General features: G+C 65.5%; 20 protein-coding genes and 1 tRNA gene. 14 read left to right on the plus strand and 7 right to left on the minus strand.

What is annotated here, in order from left to right; translation table 11 throughout:
* Positions 1 to 10: 10 nt before the first annotated feature.
* Positions 11 to 2569, minus strand: a complete 2559-nt coding sequence (locus tag IPL75_11450) for a sigma-54-dependent Fis family transcriptional regulator (protein ID MBK9240853.1) — start codon at positions 2567 to 2569, stop codon at positions 11 to 13.
* 104 nt (positions 2570 to 2673) lie between these two features.
* On the opposite strand from IPL75_11450, the gene aroC reads away from it, so the two are divergent.
* The 9 genes from aroC to bamD are packed head-to-tail and all read left to right on the plus strand — an operon-like array spanning position 2674 to position 10300.
* Positions 2674 to 3885 carry a chorismate synthase gene (gene aroC, locus IPL75_11455; protein MBK9240854.1) on the plus strand — a complete coding sequence of 404 codons (1212 nt, stop codon included), beginning with the start codon at positions 2674 to 2676 and terminating at the stop codon, positions 3883 to 3885.
* Complete coding sequence (gene def, locus IPL75_11460; GenBank protein ID MBK9240855.1) at positions 3885 to 4394, plus strand: peptide deformylase; 510 nt, start codon at positions 3885 to 3887, stop codon at positions 4392 to 4394. Before aroC ends, def begins: the two co-directional genes overlap by 1 nt.
* A 5-nt stretch (positions 4395 to 4399) precedes the next feature.
* Positions 4400 to 5365: a methionyl-tRNA formyltransferase gene (locus IPL75_11465; protein MBK9240856.1), complete on the plus strand. Its 966-nt coding sequence runs from the start codon at positions 4400 to 4402 to the stop codon at positions 5363 to 5365.
* Positions 5362 to 6690 (plus strand): 16S rRNA (cytosine(967)-C(5))-methyltransferase RsmB, encoded by a 1329-nt coding sequence (gene rsmB / locus IPL75_11470; protein ID MBK9240857.1) that lies wholly within the window; start codon positions 5362 to 5364, stop codon positions 6688 to 6690. The genes IPL75_11465 and rsmB overlap by 4 nt, the downstream gene beginning before the upstream one ends.
* 14 nt (positions 6691 to 6704) lie before the next feature.
* Complete coding sequence (locus IPL75_11475) at positions 6705 to 7463, plus strand: PASTA domain-containing protein (GenBank protein MBK9240858.1); 759 nt, start codon at positions 6705 to 6707, stop codon at positions 7461 to 7463.
* Positions 7460 to 8134, plus strand: a complete 675-nt coding sequence (gene rpe / locus IPL75_11480) for a ribulose-phosphate 3-epimerase (GenBank protein ID MBK9240859.1) — start codon at positions 7460 to 7462, stop codon at positions 8132 to 8134. Before IPL75_11475 ends, rpe begins: the two co-directional genes overlap by 4 nt.
* Positions 8134 to 8529, plus strand: a complete 396-nt coding sequence (locus IPL75_11485; GenBank protein ID MBK9240860.1) for an acyl-CoA thioesterase — start codon at positions 8134 to 8136, stop codon at positions 8527 to 8529. The genes rpe and IPL75_11485 overlap by 1 nt, the downstream gene beginning before the upstream one ends.
* Entirely contained in the window at positions 8526 to 9479 is a 954-nt protein-coding gene (locus tag IPL75_11490; protein MBK9240861.1) for an NAD-dependent epimerase/dehydratase family protein, read from the plus strand. Before IPL75_11485 ends, IPL75_11490 begins: the two co-directional genes overlap by 4 nt.
* Positions 9480 to 9493: 14 nt before the next feature.
* Positions 9494 to 10300: an outer membrane protein assembly factor BamD gene (gene bamD, locus IPL75_11495; protein MBK9240862.1), complete on the plus strand. Its 807-nt coding sequence runs from the start codon at positions 9494 to 9496 to the stop codon at positions 10298 to 10300.
* 70 nt (positions 10301 to 10370) lie between these two features.
* Here bamD and pgsA read toward each other — a convergent pair whose 3' ends face one another.
* Positions 10371 to 10958, minus strand: a complete 588-nt coding sequence (pgsA, locus tag IPL75_11500) for a CDP-diacylglycerol--glycerol-3-phosphate 3-phosphatidyltransferase (protein ID MBK9240863.1) — start codon at positions 10956 to 10958, stop codon at positions 10371 to 10373.
* 86 nt (positions 10959 to 11044) lie between these two features.
* On the opposite strand from pgsA, the gene IPL75_11505 reads away from it, so the two are divergent.
* From IPL75_11505 to IPL75_11515, 3 genes are all read left to right on the plus strand, one after another.
* Positions 11045 to 12103, plus strand: a complete 1059-nt coding sequence (locus tag IPL75_11505; protein MBK9240864.1) for an NDP-sugar synthase — start codon at positions 11045 to 11047, stop codon at positions 12101 to 12103.
* Positions 12100 to 13479 (plus strand): phosphomannomutase/phosphoglucomutase, encoded by a 1380-nt coding sequence (locus IPL75_11510; protein ID MBK9240865.1) that lies wholly within the window; start codon positions 12100 to 12102, stop codon positions 13477 to 13479. The genes IPL75_11505 and IPL75_11510 overlap by 4 nt, the downstream gene beginning before the upstream one ends.
* A 22-nt stretch (positions 13480 to 13501) precedes the next feature.
* Positions 13502 to 13575, plus strand: a tRNA-Gly gene (locus tag IPL75_11515).
* 116 nt (positions 13576 to 13691) lie between these two features.
* Here the strand turns inward: IPL75_11515 and IPL75_11520 are convergent.
* Positions 13692 to 14081 (minus strand): hypothetical protein, encoded by a 390-nt coding sequence (locus IPL75_11520; GenBank protein ID MBK9240866.1) that lies wholly within the window; start codon positions 14079 to 14081, stop codon positions 13692 to 13694.
* Between the two features lie 242 nt (positions 14082 to 14323).
* On the opposite strand from IPL75_11520, the gene IPL75_11525 reads away from it, so the two are divergent.
* Positions 14324 to 14677 carry a hypothetical protein gene (locus tag IPL75_11525; GenBank protein ID MBK9240867.1) on the plus strand — a complete coding sequence of 118 codons (354 nt, stop codon included), beginning with the start codon at positions 14324 to 14326 and terminating at the stop codon, positions 14675 to 14677.
* Here IPL75_11525 and IPL75_11530 read toward each other — a convergent pair.
* The 4 genes from IPL75_11530 to IPL75_11545 form a co-directional block, all read right to left on the minus strand.
* Entirely contained in the window at positions 14667 to 16514 is a 1848-nt protein-coding gene (locus tag IPL75_11530; GenBank protein ID MBK9240868.1) for a hypothetical protein, read from the minus strand. The genes IPL75_11525 and IPL75_11530 overlap by 11 nt on opposite strands.
* 75 nt (positions 16515 to 16589) lie before the next feature.
* Entirely contained in the window at positions 16590 to 18614 is a 2025-nt protein-coding gene (locus IPL75_11535) for a VWA domain-containing protein (protein ID MBK9240869.1), read from the minus strand.
* A gap of 3 nt (positions 18615 to 18617) precedes the next feature.
* Positions 18618 to 20432: a VWA domain-containing protein gene (locus IPL75_11540; protein ID MBK9240870.1), complete on the minus strand. Its 1815-nt coding sequence runs from the start codon at positions 20430 to 20432 to the stop codon at positions 18618 to 18620.
* Between the two features lie 45 nt (positions 20433 to 20477).
* Positions 20478 to 20909 (minus strand): FKBP-type peptidyl-prolyl cis-trans isomerase, encoded by a 432-nt coding sequence (locus IPL75_11545; GenBank protein ID MBK9240871.1) that lies wholly within the window; start codon positions 20907 to 20909, stop codon positions 20478 to 20480.
* Positions 20910 to 21021: 112 nt separating this feature from the next.
* Between IPL75_11545 and IPL75_11550 the strand changes: the two genes are divergently transcribed.
* Positions 21022 to 22626 carry an ATP-binding cassette domain-containing protein gene (locus IPL75_11550; GenBank protein ID MBK9240872.1) on the plus strand — a complete coding sequence of 535 codons (1605 nt, stop codon included), beginning with the start codon at positions 21022 to 21024 and terminating at the stop codon, positions 22624 to 22626.
* The last annotated feature ends 5 nt before the right edge of the window (positions 22627 to 22631 follow it).

The following is a 22631-nucleotide window of genomic DNA, read 5'->3' on the forward strand; positions in this document are numbered from 1 at the left end:
GCGCGCGCGCCTAGGCTCCTTTCGAGACGTCGAGCCGCGCAATGAGCTTGGCGAGTCCTTGTCGGGACACACCTAGCTCTCGGGCTGCCGCCGCACAGTGGCCTGCGTGGCGTGCGAGCGAGGAAGCCACCACCCGGCGATCGCTGAGCCCACGCGCGGCGGCGAGCGACAGCGGAGGATCCAGAGGGCCGTCCACCGCACGGTCCGCCAGCACCGCCGCCACTTGCCGTGCGCCGATACGTCCGCGGGTCGGCCCTGACACCGCAAGCATGGCAATGACGTTCTGCAGTTCCCGGACATTGCCAGGCCACCCGTACCGGCACAGTGCGGCAAGGGCATCAGGCGCAAGCATCGCGCCCGTAGAGACCCGCGCGGCGGCGGCGCGCCAGAAGGAATGCGCCAACAGAGGAATGTCTTCGATGCGATCGCGGAGCGGTGGCACTTTCAGGCGTATGACGGCAAGGCGAAAGACCAGATCTTCGCGGTAGCTTCCCTGCCGGGCGGCCTCGGCGAGCGGACGATTGGTGGCCGTCACTAGTCTCACGTCCACCCGCCTCGACGCGTTTTCGCCGACGCGCCGAATCTCGCCCTCCTGAAGCACTCGCAGGAGCTTGGCCTGAGCGCGAGGGGACAACTCCGCCACTTCGTCCAGGAACAACGTGCCCTCATGCGCATCCTCGAGCAGGCCCACGCGCGGCCCCATCGCACCGGTGAACGCGCCGCGCACATGACCGAACAATTCGGCTTCGAGCAGTTCATCAGTGAGCGCGGCGCAATTGATGGCCGCCCAGCGCCGGTCGCGCCGCGGGCTCAAACGGTGAACGGCGCGTGCCACCAGTTCCTTGCCGGTGCCGCTCTCGCCTTCGATCAGCACGGGGAACGAGGAGCCCGCAGCGCGAGCCACCGCATCCCGAAGCGCGCGCATGACCGGACTCACACCGAGCAGGTCGGCGGCCAAGGCCTCCCCTGCACCCGAGAGCAACAGGTCGTCGAGCCGCGCCCGCAGCGCCGGTGCACACGCGGTGGCCAGCGCGTTCGCGATCGCCTGGACTTCGCCCTCATCCCGCGCGTGGCCCCGCAGCACGACGCTGCCGATACGGACGCCACCGTATCGGATGGCCGTCACCCTGGTGCCGTCTGTGAGCGGCATCGTGCTGCGGCGGTCGTCGGGATCACACGCGATCACTGTGGCGTGGTCGTGAGTCACGATCGCGACCACGTCGAGCCCCGTGTACTCCCGCGCCCACCGGCAACCGCGCCGCAACGCGGTGGCCGGGTCGTCGGCCTCATGCACTTGCTCCAACAGCGACGACACCCCCGCCCATGCCTGCATGTCCTGCCTCCCCATCCCCCACCGCCGAATGCCCTCAGCCCCACACCTGCGAATCTCCGCGAGCACCGGCTGCATCCGCATTGCACCGGCCTTTCCACTCGCCCACCGCCACAGAAGCTGCTCGGTTGGTCCACGCGGACGGACCTGCACGGTTTCCACCCAGCGCCGCGCGTCCTCGTCTGCGCCCGCCATCCTCAGTCCTTCAAGGACAAGCGTGTCGCGCCAACGCTGTGGCCCCCCACCCGCGCCGAGGCGCTTCAAGGCGTCAACCGCACCGGCGCGGTCGCCGGCGATGGCGCGAGACAGCAAACCCAGCACGGCACCCCACTCGGGGTGTGAGTCCCCGACCGCCGACGCGGCCAGATGAACCGTGGGCCAATCGCGCCGCCCCAGCGCGGCGACCGCACGCCACCCGGGATGCGCCGCAGCACGCGCCCAACGGTCCGCATCTCCCCACCGCCCCTGCCAGCACGCCAGCTCGCTCTGGGCGGCGCGAATCCAGGGTGGTATTTCAATCCCCGCAAGGGTGCATTCCACATCCACCGCTGAAAGAGCGGCTGCCGCTGCCTCCAACTCACCAATTTCCAGCCATGCATCGGCAAGAACGGACACCACGTGGCTCCTGGGTTCCAGGTCTTGAAGGTCTGCCAGCAGGCGGCGGCCTCGCGCGATCAGCGCGTCGGCCTGCGCCGCCGTGGACAGCGCCCCGAGTTGTACCAAGGCGGCGGCCGCTCCAACCTCGTCCGCTGAACGGCGCGCCCGCTCCACCTCGGCACACGTCCATCGTTGCGCCGCCAGCTGGCGGCCACGACGCTGAAACCGCAGCGCGCGTTGGGCCAGCACGCCGGCAGCAACGGGCGGCAGCGTGCCGAACGCCCGCACGTATGCGGCTGTGCCCTCACGCGCGCGGTCCGGCTGACCGGCCACCGCAACAACCGCGTGTGCGCGTGGACTCGCGTGCGCCAGTTCGCGAATCCAGCGCGCGCTGACGGGCGTCACCTCACCCCGGTGAATCAACACCACATGTCGATGCCAGAACGTTCGCCGCTGCTCTGGCGGAAGATCCGCCTTGGCGTCGACGACGATGTACCCAAGGCGTACAGCGCGAGCGGCGACGTCCTCCAGCACCTCGTCGGCCACATCGGCCGGCGCCTGCGCCACGATCCGAATTCCGGCGCCGCTTGCGTGCTCGATCGCCGCGTACCAGTTGAGCGAATCAATCTCGGGAATCGCCATGGGCCAGTTGGGTGTGCAAGAAGCAGGCCCGGTCGAAACTGGGCCATGTATGAGGCCTCGAGCACGGGACATTGCAGGAATTTCGATAGAATGACGCGGCGATGATTCGTTTTTTGACAGCAGGTGAATCACACGGCCAGGTGCTGGTCGTGGTGCTCGACGGCGTACCCGCCGGTCTCGCGCTGTCGGAGTCCACGATCAACGTCGACCTGGCTCGCCGCCAACTCGGCTACGGCCGGGGCCGCCGCATGGTCATCGAACAGGATCAGGTGGAGATCCTTTCAGGGGTGCGTGGCGGATTCACCATCGGCAGCCCCATCGCACTGCAGATTCGCAATCGCGACTGGGTCAACTGGCAGTTCACGATGAGCCCGGCCCTCGAACCCGATCCCGCGTTACCTGGTGCGCGACGCGCGGCGGTCACGCGGCCCCGCCCCGGTCATGCCGACCTTGCGGGTGGACTGAAGTACCAGCGCGCCGACATGCGCGACATTCTCGAACGCGCAAGCGCCCGTGAAACCGCCGCGCGCGTGGCCGCCGGCGCCGTGGCCCGTGCCCTCCTGGCCGCCACGGGCATCCAGGTGGCCAGCCACGTCACCGCCATTGGTGGCGCAGCGGTCGCCGATCCGCTGGCCTACGACTTCGCCCTCATCGCCGCCCTCACAGACGACGACGGGGTGCGGTGTGCGGACACGGCGGTGGGAGCTGAGATGCGCGGCCGCGTGGATGCCGCGCGGGAAAAGGGCGACACCGTTGGAGGCGCATTCGAAGTGATCGCGCACGGCGTTCCCGCAGGCCTGGGGAGTCACGCCCAGTGGGATCGCAAGCTCGACGGTCTGCTGGCCCAGTCGCTCATGTCCATCCAGGCCATCAAGGGCGTGGGGATTGGCCGAGGCCCGGATGCCGCGCACCTGCCCGGCTCGGAGGTTCACGACGAAATCCTTCTCGCGGACGGCGTCCCCTCCGGGACATTGCCCACCTTGCGACGGCCCACCAACCGCGCCGGGGGACTCGAGGGCGGCATCACCAACGGCGAAGACCTGCGGGTCTCGGCCTGGATGAAACCCATCTCCACCCTGATGGAGCCGCTGCGGTCGGTGGACCTCACCTCGATGCAGGAAGAGCCGGCCACGATTGAACGCAGCGATGTGTGCGCGGTGCCGGCGGCCGCAGTGGTCGGCGAAGCCATGGTGTGTCTGGTGCTCGCCAATGCCGTGGTCGAGAAGTTCGGCGGCGACACCATGGACGAGATCATCCGCGCGGCGCGCGACTGGGAGCGGGTGATCGCGGCGCGCCTTTCGAAGGCGCCTCGCTGATGTTGCGCCCGATCGTGAAACACGGCGAGCGCGTGCTCCAGACGCCTGCGCTGCCGGTGACACAGTTTGACGAATCGCTGCACACCCTCGTGGACGACATGTTGCAGACCATGTACGCCGCACCCGGCATCGGCCTGGCCGCGCCGCAGATCGACGTGCCTCTGCGGGTGTGCGTGATCGATCTCACCGTGGGCAAACGTGGCGGCGAGGTGATCACGCTGGTTAATCCCGTCTTCGTCGAGCGCGACGGCATGCAGCTGGAAGAAGAGGGTTGCCTGAGCGTTCCCGGATTCCAGGCCACCGTGCCGCGGCCCTCGCGCGTGGTCGTCAAGGGGCAGGACATCCACGGCAAGGAGGTTGTGGTGGAAGGCACCGGCCTGCTGGCCCGCGCGCTTCAGCACGAACTCGATCATCTCGATGGGCGCCTCTTCCTCGATCGCCTCCGCGCCCTCCAGCGCGATCTCATCGTCAAGAAGATTCGCAAGTTGCGGCGCGTCGGAAAGTGGTGAGCCCGATGCGTGTGGTGTTTTTCGGTACTCCTCAGTTCGCGGTTCCTTCACTGGCTGCCCTGCTCGATGCACATGACGTGGCGGCGGTGGTCACGCGCCCCGATCGACCACACGGGCGTGGCCAGAAGGTCAGTCCCAATCCTGTCAAGGCGCTGGCTGCCGCGCGCGGCATCCCCGTCTTGCAGCCGACGCGGCTCGACGACCCGGACTGGTTGGCGCAGATCGAAGCGCTGGGCGCAGACCTCGCGGTGGTGGTGGCCTACGGTCGGTTGCTGCCGCAGCGCCTGCTCGATATGCCGCGACTCGGATTCATCAACGTGCATGCATCGCTGCTGCCACGGTGGCGCGGCGCCGCGCCCATCCACCGCGCCGTGCTCGCAGGTGATGCCCAGACCGGTGTCACGATCATGCGGGTGGTTCTCGCACTCGATGCCGGGCCGGCTTTCGCTTCAGCCTCAACACCGATTGGTCCGACCGATACCAGCGACCTGCTCGAAACACGGCTGGCCACTCTGGGTGCCGAGCTGCTGGTGGCGACCATCGCCAACATGGCAAGCGGTGCGGTCGCTGAAATACCGCAGGATGAGTCAGGGGTGACCTACGCCGCACGGCTCGAGCGGAGCGAGAGCCAGATCGACTGGACCAGGCCTGCCGTGGAGATCGACCGGCAGATTCGGGGGTTACAACCGTGGCCCCTGGCAGCGGCGATCGTGGAAGGCCGGCGCGTCGCGTTCCTGAAGTCCTCTGTTGTGGATGCCGACTCGCCCGCCACCACGCCCGGCCAAATTCTGGAAGCCGGTGACAACGGCCTTGTGATCGCCTGCGGCACTGGCGCCGTTCGCATCACCGAAGTGCTTCCTGAAGGACGCCGCGCCATGCCGGCTTCTGCGTTCCTCCGAGGCACGCCGGTGAAAGTCGGGACCGTGGTCGCGGCCCTTCCGGAGCGGCCGGTCCAGGACGGCACGCGGTGACCAACGTCCGCGTGCTCGCAGCACGCGTGTTGCTTGGTGTACACCACGGTCGCTCCACATTGGCGACCGAGATCGACCGGGCACGGCGCAGCCTGACGGATGAACGCGACCGCGGCCTCCTCCTTGAACTGACGGCAGGCGTGTGCCGCTGGCGCGCCGAACTGGACGCGTGCCTTGAGCCGTTCAGCCAGCGCCCGCTCGACGAGATCGACCCGCCGCTCCTGGCCACACTCCGCGTGGCGATGTATCAACTTCGGCACCTCGATCGCGTGCCGGCACACGCCGTGGTCCACGAATCCGTCGAAGCGGCCCGCACCCTGGGCAATCCGCGGGCGGCGGGCTTCGTCAACGGCATTCTCCGCGCGTACCTGCGCGCGGCCGACACCGTCGCGTTGCCTCCGCGGCCCCAGGCCGAGTCCACACGCCGGCAACACCTGGCCTATCTGAGCACCACGCTTTCGCACCCTCGGTGGCTGGTGGCACGATGGCTCGATCGCTACGGGTTCGATGACACCGAGCGTTGGTGCCAGTTCAACAATTCCGCACCGGAGGTGACGGTTCGCGCGCGCCTGGCCGACTTGGATGCACTGACATTGGTGCAGGATGCCGGCGTCGCCGCCACCCGAGGACACTATGCCGCTGAGGTGGCGCGCCTCGCACCAGGACTGCTCGGCTCACTCGCACCTGACCTGCGCAAGGATCTGGTGGTGCAGGATGAGGGCTCGATCGCGGTGGCCCACGCGGTTGGAGCGAGACCCGGTGAACGGGTGCTCGACGTGTGTTCAGCGCCCGGCGGCAAAACGGTGATTCTTTGGAACGACATGGCGCATCAGGGCTGCCTGATCGCCACCGACGCGCGTGCGCCGCGGGTGCAGGTGCTGCGGCAGGTGCTGCAGGACGCCGCGGTGCCGGAGCGGATCGCCGTGGTGGACGCCACAAATCCGCTGCCGTTCGGAGATGTGTTTGACCGCGTGTTTGTGGACGTCCCCTGCTCCGGTCTCGGCACGTTGCGTCGCGACCCGGATGTGAAATGGGCGGTCACCCTCGAGTCTCTGCCCGGCCTCGCCGCGACCCAGCGCCGGATCCTGGCACATGCCGCCGCAGCGGTGCGTCCCGGGGGCACGCTGGTGTACGCCACGTGCTCTAGCGAGCCCGAAGAAAACGACGATGTGGTGGACGAATTTCTGGCGTCGAGCCCGACTTTCCACGAGCAGGCGCTCACCGGTGAACTGGCCGACGACCGCGGCCGGCTGCGCACCACGCCGACCCGCCATGGCCTCGACGCATTTTTCGCGGCGCGGTTGGTCCGGCACGAAGGCGCGTAGTACACTTTTTTCTCGTGCCCACTGCCCCGCGCCCCCTGCCATCGCCTCACGGTTCCCTGCGATCGCGCGTCTGGACTGCCGGACGATGGGCGTTGCTGCTGGCGGGGCTGGCCGCAACCTACGGAGTGTTCCTGCTCACTTCCATGCGCATCGCCATCAAAGTGCGCGAAGTGACGGTGCCAGACGTCCGTGGGCAGGCTGTGGACACGGCGTCGCAGACGCTGGAGGATCTGGGCCTGACCGTGGTGCTCGATCCCCTGCGGCGTCCCGATGCGGTGGTGCCGGCCGACCATATCTGGGCGCAGGATCCGGTGGCGGGCACTGTCATCAGGCGCCAACGCCCGGTGCGGATTCGTGTGAGCGACGGCATGCAAGCCGCGGCGGTGCCGGCCGTGATTGGAGAATCCGAACGGTCGGCGCAGATCCTGCTCGCGCAGGATCGCATTAGCCTGACGCAGACATCAGACATCAATAGTGCCGACTACGCTCCGGGCGTGGTCGTGGCCCAGGACCCGCCGGCCAAGAGCCAGGCGCCCGGGGTGGCACTGCTGGTGAACCGGGGCGAAGATGGCCTGACGTACGTGATGCCGGACCTGATTGGGACGTCCGGCGCCCGCGTGGCCGAGATCCTCAGACGCCGCCTCTTTCGCGTGACCATCGTCGGCGAGGTGCCGTACCCGGACCTGCCGTCGGGCACGGTCGTGCGACAGTCGCCGCAAGCCGGATTTCAACTCGCGCCGGGCGACCCGATCACGCTCGAGATCAGTCGATGAGTGTCCGTATTGCCCCGTCAATTCTGGCGGCGGACTTCGCGCGTCTGGGCGAACAGGTGTTGTCGGCGATCAGTGGCGGCGCCGGGCTCATTCATATCGACGTGATGGATGGCCACTTTGTGCCGAACATCACCATGGGTCCGCTCGTGGTGGCGGCGGTCAAGCGGGTCACTCCCCTGCCGCTCGATGTGCACCTGATGATCACCGACCCCGATCGGTATCTCGATGCGTTTGCGCGCGCCGGCGCCACGACCATCACGGTGCATGTGGAAGCCGCGCCCGATCTGCGCAAGACGCTGGCGCGCATTCGGGAACTCGGCATACGGGCAGGTGCGGCCATCAATCCCGACACGCCGGTCCACACACTCAGCGGCGTGGTGGACGTACTCGATCACGTCATCGTGATGTCCGTGCATCCGGGGTTCGGAGGGCAGGCCTTCATTCCGGGAAGCCTCGACAAAGTGCGCGCGGTGCGTGACCTTGTGGCCGGCGCCGGGCACGTGGTGGATATTGAGGTGGACGGCGGCGTGGACCTGACAAACGCTGCGGTGCTGGCGCAAGCGGGCGCGACGATTCTGGTGGCGGGAGCTTCCGTCTTCGGCACTCCGGACCCGGCCATCGCGACGCAGGCGCTGCTGAAAGCGGCCCGGGCCGGAGTTGCCTCCGCCTGATGCGCACGTCCACGACCACACTGCGCGTCCGCTACGCTGAAACGGATCAGATGGGCGTGGTCTATCACGCCAACTATCTGGTGTGGTTCGAGGTAGGGCGGACAGACCTGCTGCGGCAGCTGGGATGGACCTACCGGGAGATGGAAAAGACGGGCGTACGGCTGCCCGTGATTGAGGTCGAGTGCACGTACCGCAGCCCGGCGCGTTACGATGATGAGATTGAGGTGCGCACCACGGGACGGCTGTTGTCCGGTGTGCGCGTGGAATTCACGTACGAAGCGGTGGTGACGCCTGGGGGCATTTCCTCGGCCGTGGGCGTGACCCGGCATGCGGCGGTGAATTTGGATGGCCGGCCGTGTCGCCTGCCCGAACGTATTCGAGAGGCGTTTTTGTGAAGGCACTTGTGACCGGCGCCGCCGGGTTTATTGGATCGACGCTCGCCGACGCGCTCACCACGCGCGGAGTGGACGTGCTGGGCCTGGACTGTTTCACCGACTATTACGCCCGCGACATCAAGGAGGGGAATCTCGCGCCTCTGCGCGCGCGGCCGAACTTCGAGTTTGTCGAGGACACACTACAGACCGTTCCGCTCGATCCGCTCCTCGACGGTGTGACCCACGTGTTCCACCTGGCGGCACAAGCCGGGGTGCGCAAAAGCTGGGGCCGCGACTTCCTGACGTACACGACGAACAATGTGGACGCCACGCAGCGGCTGCTTGAGGCGGTGAAGGACCGGCGCCTCGAAAAATTCGTGTATGCGTCGAGTTCATCGGTCTACGGCGACAAGGCCCCCATTCCGATGCGCGAAGACGCCATGGTGCAGCCCGTCTCGCCGTATGGCGTGACCAAACTCGCCGCCGAGCACTTGTGCCTGCTCTACACGGCGAACTACGGGGTGCCTACCTCGTCGCTGCGTTTCTTCACGGTGTACGGGCCGAAACAACGCCCCGACATGGGGTTCCACCGCTTCATTCGGGCCGCGCTCACCGGCCAGCCCATCACGTTATACGGCGACGGCGAGCAGACACGCGATTTTACGTTTGTGGACGACATTGTGACGGCGCTGATTGCCGCCGGCGAGCGTGGACTGCCGGGCAGTGTCTACAACATCGGCGGCGGCAGCCGGGTGTCCATCAACCAGGTTTTGTCACTGATCCAGACCATTACCGGACGGCAGCTCGATATCCGGCGCGAGGCCAGCCAGAAGGGCGACATGCGCGACACCTTCGCCGATACGTCCAGAGCTAAGGCTGAATTGGGCTTTGTGCCGTCTACAACTCTGGAGCGAGGTCTCCAGGCCGAGGCCGAGTGGCTCTCGGCCCTGCTGGGCACGCCGCTCAGGTAAGATTGATTTCCTGCATGTTCATCCGCGCCGCTGTTGCCCGTCTTGTTTCCCCGGCCGTAGTCCTGCTTCTGGCAGTCGCGGTGTCTTCAACCGCCTGCGGCACGTCACAGGTGCTGCCCCCGGCTGGCCTCATGTCGGCCGACCAGTGGTTGTTTGAGCGTGCCACCGAGGCCCTCACCGACCGGAAGTGGTTCGCCTCACGCGAATATTTCCGCCGGCTGGTTGACGGGTATCCCCAGAGCGAACATCGTGAAGCCGCCAAACTCGGCGTCGGCGACACGTACATCGGCGAAAACTCGATCGAATCAAACATCCTCGCGATTAATGAATTCCGCGAGTTCCTGACGTTTTTCCCAGTCTCCCCGAGGGCCGATTACGCCCAGTACCGCATCGGGCTGGCGTACTCGCGCCAGATGCTGTCGCCGCAGCGCGACCAGACGGCCACCAAAGAAGCGCTTCGCGAACTTGAAGTCTTTCTCCAGCGGTACCCGGGCAGCAAGTACAAGCCGGACGTGGAAACCCTGGAGCGCGCCGCGCGCGACCGGCTGTCACAGTCGGAATACGAAATCGGCTATTTCTACGCCCGCTACAACCTCTGCGCCGGCGCCGTGGATCGCTTCCGCGCCGTGCTCGTCGCCGACCCGGCGTTCTCAGGGCGCGACGGCGTCTACTTCCACATGGGCGAGTGCCTGCTCAAGATGGGCACCCCGGCCGAAGCCCTGCCGTGGTACGAGCGCCTGATGGTGGAATTCGAGAAGAGCCTCTTCATCGAGCGCGCCAAGAAGCGCGTGGCCGAGATCAAGGGCAGCGTCACGCGCTAGCGTGTCGCCGGGTCTAAAGACCCGGCCTCCTTCCGGATGGAGGCCGGACCTTCAGGTCCGGCGACATTGTTCAGCTGCCGGTGGACGCGCGGGCCGGTGGGAACCGGCGGTAGTAGTCAATGCCAGACACCAGCGCGGCGATGGTGGCCACCCACAGGGCGATCTGGCCCAACACATAAAATTCGCGCATGTGCCCCTGGCCCAGAATCAGCACCAGGATGGCCACCACCTGCGCGACCAGTTTGATCTTCCCCAGGGGTGATGCCGGCAGCGCCTGGCCGCGTGCGTGGACGATGGTGCGGAGGATCGTCACGGCGAATTCGCGCCCGAGGATCACGGCCACCATCCAGGCCGGCGCCAACCCCATCTGCACCAGCGAGACCAGCGCGGCGGTGACCAGCAGTTTGTCTGCAAGCGGGTCCATCCACTGGCCGAATTCGGTGACCTGGCCGCGCCGCCTGGCGATGAAGCCATCGAGCCAGTCGGTCAACGAGGCAATACCGAAGATCGCGGCGCCGAGAATTTCCTTGCTGACGCCAAAGAACTGCCATGCATCCCATGAGGTCGATCTGTTAGGCGACTGGTCCGCAAGCAGGACCACGACAAGGATCGGCACGAGGAAGATCCGGCCAATCGTGAGGGCGTTGGGCAGGTTCACTGGCGGCCCCATTTTAGGACATTTCGCCATTTGTGGCATTTCGGCCATTTGGCCATTACGCAGATCTTGTACAGTGGGTGGTTGATATGAAGGCCATCCTCCTTGCGGGCGGCCAGGGTTCGCGACTACGGCCCCTGACCCTCAATACCCCCAAACCCATCGTCCCCATCTTCGACCGGCCGTTCCTCAGGTACCAGATTGAGCTGCTCAAGCAGGTGCCCGAGATCGATGAAATCGTGCTGAGCCTCAACTACCAGCCAAAGCGCATCGAAGAGGTCTTCGGTGATGGCAGCAGTCTTGGCGTGCAGATTCGGTATGTGGTGGAGCCCCAACCGCTGGGCACAGGTGGCGCCATCAAGTTTGCCGCCGGCCCGAAGCCATCCGGCCCGGTGGTGGTGTTCAACGGCGACGTCCTGACATCGGTGGACCTTCAGGCGGTGCTTGCGTTGCACCGGGAACGGAAGGCGCGCGCGACGATTGTCCTAACGCCAGTGCCCAACCCGTCGGCCTACGGACTGGTCGAGACTGACAACAACGGCAACATCAAGGCGTTCCTCGAAAAGCCGTCTGCCGATCAGATCACATGCGACACCATCAATGCCGGCATCTACGTGATCGAAGGCGAGACGCTCGACAGAATTCCCGAAGACACGAACTACTCGATCGAACGGGGCTACTTCCCTTCACTCATCGAGCGCCATGAGACGTTCGTGGCACACACCTATCGCGGCTACTGGATCGACATCGGCACGCGCGAAAAGTACCAGCAGGTCCATACCGACATCATGAACGGCACGTTTGTGGCGCCGCCGTTCGACACGGCGCCTGGAACGGCCGTCATTTCACCGGACGCGCGCATCGAACCGGGCGCCGTCATTGAAGGTCCGTGTTTCATTGATGCCGGTGCGGTTGTCAAGGAGGGCGCTCATGTCGGCCCGCTCAGCGTCATCGGCGCCAACTGTCACGTCGGCGAAGGCGCCCGTATTTCCGGCAGCATCCTGTGGCCGCATACCTGGGTAGACCGGCATGCCACGCTTGGTCCGCTTGTGGCCGGCCGGCATTGCCAGTTTGGCCGCAACGTCGAAGTCAGCGGCGCAGCGCTGCTCGGCGACAATTCAGTGGTGACAGACTTCTCACGCCTATGACTATTGACCCATCCATCTTCAAGGCGTACGACGTGCGTGCGCTCTACCCGTCCGAACTGAACGAACCGGCGGCATACCTCATCGGCCGCGCGTATGTGGCGTACCTCGAGTCGCAGGCCGGCCCTGCGGCCGCGCCGCTGCGTATTGCCGTGTGCAGAGACATGCGGCTGTCGTCGCCGTCGCTCACGCAGTCGTTCATCGACGGCGCACGCGACCAGGGCGCCGACATCACCGACTTCGGTATGGCCGCCACCGACATGATGTACTTCGCCGTCGCGAGCAAGGGCTTTGACGGCGGCGTGCAGGTCACCGCGTCGCACAACCCGAAGCAATACAACGGCATGAAGATGGTGCGGCGCGATGCGGTGCCGCTGTCGGGCGATGCCGGCATCGGCGAGATCCGGGAGATGGTCGTCGGCGGAACCATTCCCACGGCCTCACGCCCGAAGGGCCGCTACGAGACGGACGAGATGCTCGACGCGTACGTGGAGCGCGTCATGGGCTTCATCGACCCCGCGGTTATCCGGCCATTCAAGGTAGTCCTCGATGCCGGCAGCGGCATGGCGGGCCTTGTCGCCCCCAGACTCTTTGACCGGCTCCCCTGCCAGACCACCCGCCTCTGTTTCACCGTGGACGGCACGTTCCCCAACCACGAAGCCAATCCCCTCATCGAGGAAAACCGCCGCGACATCGTCGAACGCGTGATCGCGGACAAGGCGGACATCGGCATCGCGTGGGACGGCGACGCCGATCGGTGTTTCTTCATCGACGGTACCGGCGAGTTCATCGCGGGCGATTTTGTGACGGCACTTCTGGCCGAGAGTTTTCTCATGAAGACGCCGGGTGAGCCTATCGTCTATGACGTGCGTGCCAGTTACGCGGTCAAGGACACTGTGGCGAAGTACGGCGGCACGGCGCTCATGAACCGCGTGGGCCATGCCTTCATCAAGGGACGCATGCGTGCCGAAAATGCCGTGTTCGGCGGCGAAGTCACGGGCCACTACTACTTCCGCGACTATTTCTTCGCCGACAACGGCTTCATCCCGGCGCTGCTGATCCTCGAGTTGATGTCACGCAAAGGGCAGACCCTGGCGGAACTCCTGGCCCCCCTGCGCGCGAAGTACTTCATCTCGGGCGAGATCAACACCAAGGTCGCGAGCATGGACCTGATCGACGGACGGCTGAAGGCCCTTGCAGACAAATACGCCGACGCCCACACCTACACCGTAGATGGCTTCTCGGCCGAATACCCGGACTGGCACTTCAACGTGCGTGCGTCAAACACGGAGCCGCTGCTGCGCTTGAATCTGGAAGGGCTGACGCCCGAGATCATGGAGTCACGGCGCGACGAGGTGCTCGCGATTATCCGTGCGTGATATCGTAAATCTCACCCTGAGCGCGGGCTTAGCATAGTGGTAATGTCCTGGCTTCCCAAGCCAGTCAGACGGGTTCGATTCCCGTAGCCCGCTCCAGCCTTCGCCAATCGCTCGCTTCGCGAGCGGCTACGGCTAGGCGAGCCCAGAGAGCACACTGCGAAGGCTGCCCCGCCATAGCCAGGAGCGTAGCGACTGTCCGGCGACGGCGGGCACTATCGAACAGCGAATTGTATTTCGTTGGATTCCAACCCCGCGCTGGTCACGGTAAGGTCCCACACGCCTGCACTGCCCAGCATCACTGTCGCCGTGAACGTGGTCGGCGACTGGACTGTGATTGCGCTGCCCTGATACGTCGTCCACACGCCGTTGGGCGCGTCCAGCAGAATGCTGAGGCCGCTGGCGAAGCGTTCGCCGGTCACGGTAATTGTTTGCGCGGTGCCGCTCGCGGTCGGCGAGCCTGGCGACAGCGACACGATGCGCGGCGCGTTGGGATTGCTGGGATTGCTCGGCGACGTGGGGTTGTCATCGCCGCACGCAGTGGTCAATCCAAGCCCGACAACGAGTGCGCTTGCAGCAAGAAACGTCTTCCGTGACATGGCCATGTCTACTCCTCACCGCGCGGCAGCGGCGCTACCAGTATGAAAATTGCGAGGACACGTTTCACGAGTAGCTCCTGCAGAAATAGAGCAGCAACGTGCCCAACAACAAGCTTGGCGCGTGATCAGGACCGCCGTCTGTACCTAAACGCACAAGCTCATGAATACACGTGAAGGCCGAGGGGCGTAGCGACTATTCGGCGACGGCGGGCCTAACCCCCGGCCCGAATCCCGTTGTAGTCTCACTCATGAGCACACTCCCGGATCCGCCCGAGTACCAGACCCTCGAGAACATCCCGGACGCCGTGGGAAAGTTCCGGGCCATCGGTTGTTCGCTCGTCATAGGCGGGGACAATTACACCGGTGGCGTGGACACCGACGCAGGCGGCCGGCGCCTCTCGCGGGACCTGAGGGAACTAGAGAGAGACCCGATCAGGGATCGGCTCACCACGCTGGCTCGGCTTGAAGAGCTCTACAACTACGCCCTTCAATGTCAGTACCAGAACACGCTTCCGACGACCAAGCCGAAGGGGAAATGCCGCCTGGTGGTCAGGTTCTCACCTGACGACGGCTCGATCGAGAGCTACGATTTTAATCGGTGAAACCGCGGCCTTGAGATCCTGCCCCGCCATAGCTAGGCGGGTACACGGCCTCGTACGACCCGTCGCTCGCCTCGAAGACGGCGTACTGGATGCCCTTGATGGTCTCCGTCGTGAACGCGACCGGGCCGCCGTTGCGCGTGAGGCTCGCGAGCGCGTCGCCACGTGCCGAGAAACGCGGCAGGAGCGCACGCAGCCCGTTCGAGCCCGCGCCGCCCGCGATCGTAAAGGTGAGCCGGTCGGTCGCCCACGCGAGCGCGCCGAACACGGAGGAGTTGCGGCCGTCGAGCCAGACGAGCATCTGCCGCGCCGACACGACCGGCACGCTGCGCGCCAGAGCGGACGCCACGGTGGCGTCGGACTGCGACGACGGCGAGCGGTCGGTGTGGTGGTTGGTGGTGAACGCCCCGTAGTAGCCGAGCGCGCCGATGGCGTTATCCAGGAGCACGTTCGGGTTGAAGGGGTGCGACTGTCCCGACTCGTCGGTCAGCTGCGTCGCCGCCTGGTAGACGTCGATCATTGAGCCGTCGAGAGCCGCGAAGCGCATCGGCATGCCGGAGCCGGTAAACATGCCGGGCCGGTCGAGGATCCAGCGCGGCGGCCAATAGTAGTAGTTGGTGTCGAGCCTAATCCCTTTGGCCAGCTCGACGCTCGCGTGCGTCGACCAGTCCTGCCACCCGATGCAGTGCATGCGCTGAGTCGTCGGCGCCGGAAGGCTCGGGAACTGGGCCGCGAACGTGGCCAGCTGGCTGTTGAACAACGTGAGCGGCGTGCCACCCGGCCAGGCGAGCGTGCAGCCGCTCTCGACGTGGACGCCGAGCTCGAAGCCCTGGTTGTGCCACGAAAGGGCCAGCGCGTCTGTGAGACCGCCGCCGGGGTAAATGTAGGAGGTGGCTCGCACGCACTCCCAGTCGGCGACGGAGCAGCCGGGCGGGCTCTGGCTGACGTACGTGGTGAAGCGCCCAACGGTCGAGCCGCAGCAGCCGTGGTGGTCGCCGGTCATGATGACCACGGCGCGCTCCATGCGCGGGAAATACCAGAAGCGCGGGATCGGGATGCGGTCGAGTCCCATGTGCACGATCAGATTCGCCAGCAGCCGCTGCTGTTCGTCCGCCTGGGGGATCGCCACCTTGTCCAGGTTGATCCAGTCGGGGAAGTACATGTCGCTGGCACGAATCCCCACCTCGCCGTCACGCTCCTGGCCCGCCCAGGCCGGATTCCCCTGGCGCGTGTAGACGACGGAGCGGGCGAGGTCGTAGGCGAAGGCAGCCGCCTGGCCACCCTTCGAGCCGACGCTCACCAGCGTCACCGCCGGGTGCTGGGTGGGCGTGGTCGCATTACTGTGAAGCATAGCCACGGCCGTGGCCCCGTTCGGTGAGTAGAGGTCGGCCGTGCCGTGGAACTGGATCGTCTGCCCGACGATACCGACCCCGGGGCCAGCCCCTGTGTTCACCAGGAGATAGCCCTCCGCCAGCACACCCGGTGTGTCCTTGAGCCCAAGGAGCCTCGAGAGCTGCGGATCTGGCCGCATCGCGATGAGGTTCCCGCCGGCGTTCACCCAGCTCGTGAGCATCGCCACCTGCGCCCCGGTCAGCGCCATCTCGCCAAGCACGGCGACGTCGTATGCCGCCAGCGTCGCGGCGTTGAGCGAGCCGATCTCCGCGACGGCGAAGGCGTTCAGCCCCTCGGCACGGAGAATCTCGGCGTAGTAGCGCGTGAACGGGTTCGCCGGCGAGGTGACAACGAGCACGGGACCGCCCGGTCCCTGATCAGGGTTCGGCTGTGCATGAGCGACGCTCGCGGTCAGTACGAGGAGGGAGAGAGTTCGCAGTATCCGCATTGCAGGCGTCATCGTAGCCCTTTACCGGCAAGCCGACAGGCCGCGTTGAGGGCTGCAGGCCGCGACGTTCTGGGCCTAACTCCCGACGCGGATACCGACGAGCCGGGTCTCGGTCGTGGTGCCAATGGTGGCAGTGACTTCGATCACGTAGTCGCCTGGCGCCAGCGGCGCGAGCAGCGCGTCGAGTCCCAGCATCAGACGCCCGTCCACCTCACGCTCGGTCAGCGTGATATTGACCGCGATCGGCTGGCCGTTGCGGCCAAGCAGGCGCGCTTCTCGCCGATCCAGTGGCCCGGTGATGGGCCAGTCCACATGCACGCGTTCCGTCCGGCGGAAATCGAAACCCGCCACCGGCAGCAGCGGAGAGCGCGACGAGGGGGTGGCGCGATAGATCAGTGGGCCGCCGATCACGGCGCCGGTATCGCGCGTCACATCCGTCCGCGCGAGAAACGTCAGCGGCACCGCGCGGAGCATCACCGAGACATTGGCCTGGGTGGTCCCTGGCGGCACGTCCATGACGACGACCCCACCGCGTGACGTGGCCATTACTCCGACCTGCCCCTTGGCCAGTTCCGCTCCACCGGCGCCGGTGACCGTCACATCAAGCGTGCCGCCACGCTGCAACGCCCCGCGCTCCAGTTGCGGGCCACTGACCTCGGCCACCACCGTCAGCTTCCCCGTCGGCCCTGCTCCCAGCGTCGCATGGACAAATAGCTCCGACGATGGACGAATGCGCGAGAGCGCATCAAGCGCCGCCTCAACCGGCGACGGGCCTGTGGGCCCAGCAGGAGCAGACGCCGCCGCAGATCGGGCCGAGCGCTCGGCTTCGGTGGGCGCCGTGTAGCCGCGACGCGCCTTCACGTCGATGCCCGGCTGCTTCACCTTCACCGAAATCCGGCGCGCCTTGCCATCAAACTTGCGGTTCGACGAGTAGTAACCCAACAAGTAATACGCCTTGAGCTGATCGCTGACGCGCAACAACCCCGCCTTCAAGTCGTTGGTGTTCACCACGGCCAGTCCGTCGGTGTTCTCCGCCAGCGTCTGCATCGACGAACTTCGGTTGCTGATGTTCTCGCTGTTCTGACGGAGCACGGAGTCGCCGATATTTCCGGTCCCCATCAGCCGCTGTGAGATAGGCACATCAAACGTCGCGAGTCCCGCGGGGTTCACAGGGTAAAACGTCACGTTCGATCGGTTGGCTCTCGCCATGATTTCGCGGAAGCGTGACTGCAGATTGATGTTGGCGTACCGCACCAGATACTGATCACACACCGGCGGCCGCTGCCGGCCTGTCAACCCCATCAATCCGCCGTCGTCGTTAAAAAGCCGCCACCCTTCGGTGAAAAGGATGACGGACGTGCGGCCTTCGCGAATCTGACCGAGGTAGATGACGAAGTCCTCGAGATGCTGGAGCGTCTGCTCTTCGCGCGCTCTGTCGATGATCACGTCAGCCGCGGGACGCATCGACGAGCCATCACGAATCCATCCCTCCCGCCCCTGGTTATCGGCAGGGAAACACTGCTCGATCTCCTGCTCAGCCGGCGTCCGGACCAGCGAGTTCCGGGTGCCCCAGGCCCAGTGGCGCGTCAGCATGCCTTCAGCCGACACCAGCTTGCGGGCAAACGCCATAGTGTGCGGCGGCTGGTTCGGCGTGGTGACCGCAAAGAGGTCGTTCTCACCAATCAGCGCGTTCAGCATCGTCACCAGCGGCCCGCGCGTGGCGCGCGCGCCTTCGATCGACACATGGGGCACATCGAGATACACGACAAAGGCACGTGTGCGGGCATCGGCCGCGATCAGCATCGACTCCCGCACCGTGTTCGGGTCGCGTCTGGCGGCTTCGGCCGGCACCTCGGTGCCGGTGATGAACTCGAAGTTTTCGATCGCTTGCGGCTGCCCGTCTTCTTCCACGGTAAAGTCCGCGGCCGTCAGCCCCTCAACCACTTTGCCGTCGCGCAGCGGATACGCGTCAACGGTCACAAAATGCGCATCCGACCGAAATACCGGGAGTTGCTGTGTGGGCTGCTGCGCGGCCACTGGCACAAGCAGACCGAGTGCCGCTGCAAGCAACACGGCAACTAACAGACCTTGGCGAAGCATGGCCTACGGTACCACCCGGAATGCCACGAGCGCGACCTTTGAACCGGACGCAGACGATACCCGCAACTCCACCACGTAGTCGCCCGGCGCGAGGGGGCCGAGCGCCGCATCGGCGACGATCAACGGGCCGGACGCACCGGCGCGTTCGGTGAGCGTCACCGCCACAGCCAGCGGCTGACCGTTGCGCCCGAGTAGACGGGCAGATCGTTCGGTCAACGGCTCATGCACCGGCCACTCCACGTGCAGCCGTTCCTGGCGGGTAAAGGCAGGCGCCGTGACGGGCACGATCGGCGAGCGCGGCGACGGCGTGGCCCGGAACACGGCCGGCACACCAAGCACCGGCGCAGCATCGGCTTTCAGATAGCGGCTCACATTGAACGTGCGGTCATCGGCCGAACGGAGTCCCGACAACACATCGAGCGCCAGTTGAACCGGCGAGGGCCCTGACGCGGCAACAGGGTTGGCCCGCGCGATCCGTTCCTCTTCGGTCGGCGCCCGGTAACTGCGCCGCGCCCGCACTTCGAGGTCGCCCGCCTTCACGCGGATGCGGCGCACGCGACCGTCGAACGTGCGATTTGTCGAGTAGTAACCCAGCAGATAAAACGACCGTAGTTCCTCGGTGACGCGACGCAGGCCGGCGCGCAGGTCGTTGTTCCCCACGACGGCCACACCGTCGGTGTTGTCAGCGAGTGTGCGCAAGCCGTCAGACCTGGTGGTCACGCGCTCGAAGTCGTCGCCCATCGATGAGTTTGCATTCGGCGCCAGGACCACGACCTCAGACGCCGGACTGTCAAACACCACCAACCCAGCCGGATTCACGGGAAAGAAGGACACGTTGCGGCTGTTCGCTCTCTGGATCAGCTCCCGCATCCGCGCGCGCGGGTCTTCGCGGGCAATTCGTTGCCCCATCAGGATGCACGCGCCGCGATGACCCTCCGTCACGGTGTCAAACATTGTCAGACGCCCCCCGACGTTCGCGGGCGCAGGAGGCTGCATCCCCTGGGTGTCTTCGATTTCCCGGATCAGCGCCGGGTCCGGAGGTTGCAGGCGCCAGCCCTCCGTGACAATCACAATGGACGTCTGCCCTTCGCGGAGATGGCCGGCATACTCAACCAGATCATCAAGGTGATCCAGCACTTTCAGCTCGCGGTGGCGCTCGATGATCACGTCGGGCAGCTTGCGCATGCGGGCGCCGTCCTGCACCACCCGTTCCACCGGCCCCTGCTGCGTGAGTTTGTACGCGAAGCAATCGACGATGCCGCGTTCGTCTTCGTCTTTCAATGCGCTGTCGCGCGTGCCCCAGGCCCAGTAGCGGCTGAGCATGTCGTCGGTCGTGACGACCTTGCGTCCGAAGGTCAGCGTGCCGGGCGTGTGTTTGGTGGTGGTGACGCCGAACAGATCGTTGGGCGACAGCATCTGGTTCAGCATCTGGACCAGAGGCACCCGTATGCGGTGGGCCCCGGCCACCGAGACGTGATCGATGTCGAGGTCTACGATGAAGGCACGGTTGCGCGGGTCGGCCACCAGCGCACGAGACTCGGCCAGCGAATTCGGATCGCGCCTGGCACTCTCGGGTTCCGCCGCCCCGCCGGCGACGAACTCGAATGTGTCGATGGCCTGTGCCACGCCTTCTTCAGTGATGGCGAAGTCGGCGGCCGTCAGTCCTTCAACGACCTTCCCGTCTCGCAAGGGATACGCGTCAACGATGACAAACTGCGCGTCGGAGCGAAAAACGGGGCGCTGTTGGGCCAGCGGAGCGTGCACGACCGCCGCGCACACGATGGACACCAGACCGAGTCGAACGGCCGTTCTGAACATGGCACCTCACCCGGACGCTGGCGCCACCCAGATTACATCAAGGTCCTACCCGGCAACAGCCAGCAGTTGAATCTCAAAGATCAGCGTCGCGTTCCCTGGAATGACGTTTCCGGAACCGGCGGCCCCGTACCCAAGCTCGGGCGGAATAATGAGGAGGCGCTTTCCGCCCACCTTCATGCCCGGCAGGCCCTGATGCCAGCCCTGAATCACGGACGTGACGCCGATAGTGAACTCGTACCCGAGCCCGGCGATGTTGGCGTCGAACTGAGTGCCTTTGTTATCGGTGGCAGTGGTCGAATACAGCCACCCCGTGTAATAGACCCGAACGGTCTTGCCCGTGGCCGCCGTCGAACCGGTCCCAACCGTGATGTCGGTCGCCGAAAACGGAATGCCGAGGCTCGGGGCCAGCGGATTGTCGTCGCCACAGCCCGCAGCAAGCAGCAGGCCGGAGAACAAGAGAACATTCGCAAATTTCATAATCCCTGACATTCTAGCCATTCCGCCATTCGGCCATTGCAGACATTTCGCCATTTCGGTCATTTGTGACATTTCGCCATTAAGACCGGCCCGCTGGTACAATGGCCGGTTGATGATCTCTGTCGCCAATGTTTCCATGCGTTATGGCTCGAAGGTGCTCTTCGATGACGTGACCACCACGTTCTCGCCGGGCCGCCGGTACGGCCTGACCGGCCCCAACGGGTCGGGCAAGTCCACCTTCATGAAGCTCCTGACCGGTGAGCTGACACCCCAGAAGGGGTCGGTCTCGCGGCCACCCAAGCTCGGCGTCCTCTCCCAGGACCAGTTCGCCTACGACGCCTTCCGCGTGGTGGACACGGTCATCATGGGCAACAAGCGCCTGTGGGACACCCTCCAGGAACGCGAGCGCCTCTACAACCTGCCGTCGATGACCGACGCCCAGGGCATGCGCCTCGGCGAACTCGAGGGCATCGTCGGCGAAGAAGACGGGTATTCAGCCGAAAGCGACGCAGCTGTGCTGCTGCAGGGCCTCGACATTCCCAACGAGGTGCACGAACGCACCATGGCGGAGCTGCAAGGCGGCCAGAAGGTGCGTGTGCTGCTGGCGCAGGCGCTGTTCGGCAACCCGCAGGCCCTGCTGCTCGACGAACCGACGAACCATCTGGACCTCGACTCGATCCACTGGCTCGAAACCTTCCTCGAGCGTTACGACGGCACGCTGATCGTGATCTCGCACGATCGCCACTTCCTGAACGCGGTGTGTACGCACACGGCGGACATCGACTACCAGACGATCATCACCTACACCGGCGGCTACGACGACATGGTGCTGGCCAAGATGCAGATCCGCTCGCGCATTGAAAGCGAAAACGCGCAACGCGAAAAGAAGATCGACCAGCTCAACGACTTCATCGCCCGATTTTCGGCCGGCACCCGCGCGTCGCAGGTGGCCTCGCGACGCAAGGAAGTGGAACGGCTCCAGACAACGGACCTGGCGCGATCGAACATCCAACGTCCGTACATCAAGTTCACCATGAACCGGCCATCGGGTCGCGTCGCCCTGGAGTTCGAGCATGTGCGCAAGGCTCACGGCTCACTCAAGGTCATCAAGGACTTCAGCGCGGTTGTGACGCGCGGCGAGAAGATTGTGCTGGTGGGCCGTAACGGCGTGGGCAAAACCACCATGCTCAAGGCGCTTCTGGCGGAGGGGCCTGGTCAGCCGGCGTCACCGGATGACATTGACAGCGGCATGGTTCGCTGGGGGCACGAGGCATCGATCGGGTACTTCTCACAGGACCACACCGGCGCCATCCAAAAGGGAATGACTGCCGTGGAGTGGCTCCATCAATTCGACCCCGATCTGTCGCGACAGGACATCCACGGTCTACTGGGCCAGATGCTGTTCCGCGGCGAGGAAGGGCTCAAACCCACCGAAGCGCTCTCGGGCGGCGAGACGGCGCGGCTCCTGTTCTGCCGAATCATGCTGCAGAAGCCCAACGTTCTGGTCTTCGACGAACCCACCAACCACCTGGACCTCGAGTCCATCAACGCCCTCAACGTGGGCTTGCAGAAGTTTGAGGGCACCGTGCTGCTGGTCACCCATGACCAGGACCTGCTCGAAGAAGTGGGCACGCGTGTCTGGAACTTCGCCAACGGCGAGATCGAGGACTTTAAAGGACCGCATGAGGAGTTTGAAGCGGTCCTCGCGCAGCGATGACATTC

It is taken from the genome of Acidobacteriota bacterium (genome assembly GCA_016716905.1).
Lineage (GTDB): Bacteria > Acidobacteriota > Vicinamibacteria > Vicinamibacterales > SCN-69-37 > SYFT01.

Excerpts from the sequence above, each read along its gene's own strand:
- rpe (MBK9240859.1), top strand. The coding sequence starts at position 7,460 with ATGAGTGTCCGTATTGCCCCGTCAATTCTGGCGGCGGACTTCGCGCGT.
- IPL75_11485 (MBK9240860.1), top strand. The coding sequence starts at position 8,134 with ATGCGCACGTCCACGACCACACTGCGCGTCCGCTACGCTGAAACGGAT.
- IPL75_11450 (MBK9240853.1), bottom strand. The coding sequence starts at position 2,569 with ATGGCGATTCCCGAGATTGATTCGCTCAACTGGTACGCGGCGATCGAG.
- IPL75_11465 (MBK9240856.1), top strand. The coding sequence starts at position 4,400 with ATGCGTGTGGTGTTTTTCGGTACTCCTCAGTTCGCGGTTCCTTCACTG.
- IPL75_11540 (MBK9240870.1), bottom strand. The coding sequence starts at position 20,432 with ATGTTCAGAACGGCCGTTCGACTCGGTCTGGTGTCCATCGTGTGCGCG.
- def (MBK9240855.1), top strand. The coding sequence starts at position 3,885 with ATGTTGCGCCCGATCGTGAAACACGGCGAGCGCGTGCTCCAGACGCCT.
- IPL75_11505 (MBK9240864.1), top strand. The coding sequence starts at position 11,045 with ATGAAGGCCATCCTCCTTGCGGGCGGCCAGGGTTCGCGACTACGGCCC.
- bamD (MBK9240862.1), top strand. The coding sequence starts at position 9,494 with ATGTTCATCCGCGCCGCTGTTGCCCGTCTTGTTTCCCCGGCCGTAGTC.
- IPL75_11535 (MBK9240869.1), bottom strand. The coding sequence starts at position 18,614 with ATGCTTCGCCAAGGTCTGTTAGTTGCCGTGTTGCTTGCAGCGGCACTC.
- IPL75_11550 (MBK9240872.1), top strand. The coding sequence starts at position 21,022 with ATGATCTCTGTCGCCAATGTTTCCATGCGTTATGGCTCGAAGGTGCTC.
- IPL75_11530 (MBK9240868.1), bottom strand. The coding sequence starts at position 16,514 with ATGCGGATACTGCGAACTCTCTCCCTCCTCGTACTGACCGCGAGCGTC.
- IPL75_11520 (MBK9240866.1), bottom strand. The coding sequence starts at position 14,081 with ATGGCCATGTCACGGAAGACGTTTCTTGCTGCAAGCGCACTCGTTGTC.
- IPL75_11525 (MBK9240867.1), top strand. The coding sequence starts at position 14,324 with ATGAGCACACTCCCGGATCCGCCCGAGTACCAGACCCTCGAGAACATC.
- IPL75_11545 (MBK9240871.1), bottom strand. The coding sequence starts at position 20,909 with ATGAAATTTGCGAATGTTCTCTTGTTCTCCGGCCTGCTGCTTGCTGCG.
- IPL75_11510 (MBK9240865.1), top strand. The coding sequence starts at position 12,100 with ATGACTATTGACCCATCCATCTTCAAGGCGTACGACGTGCGTGCGCTC.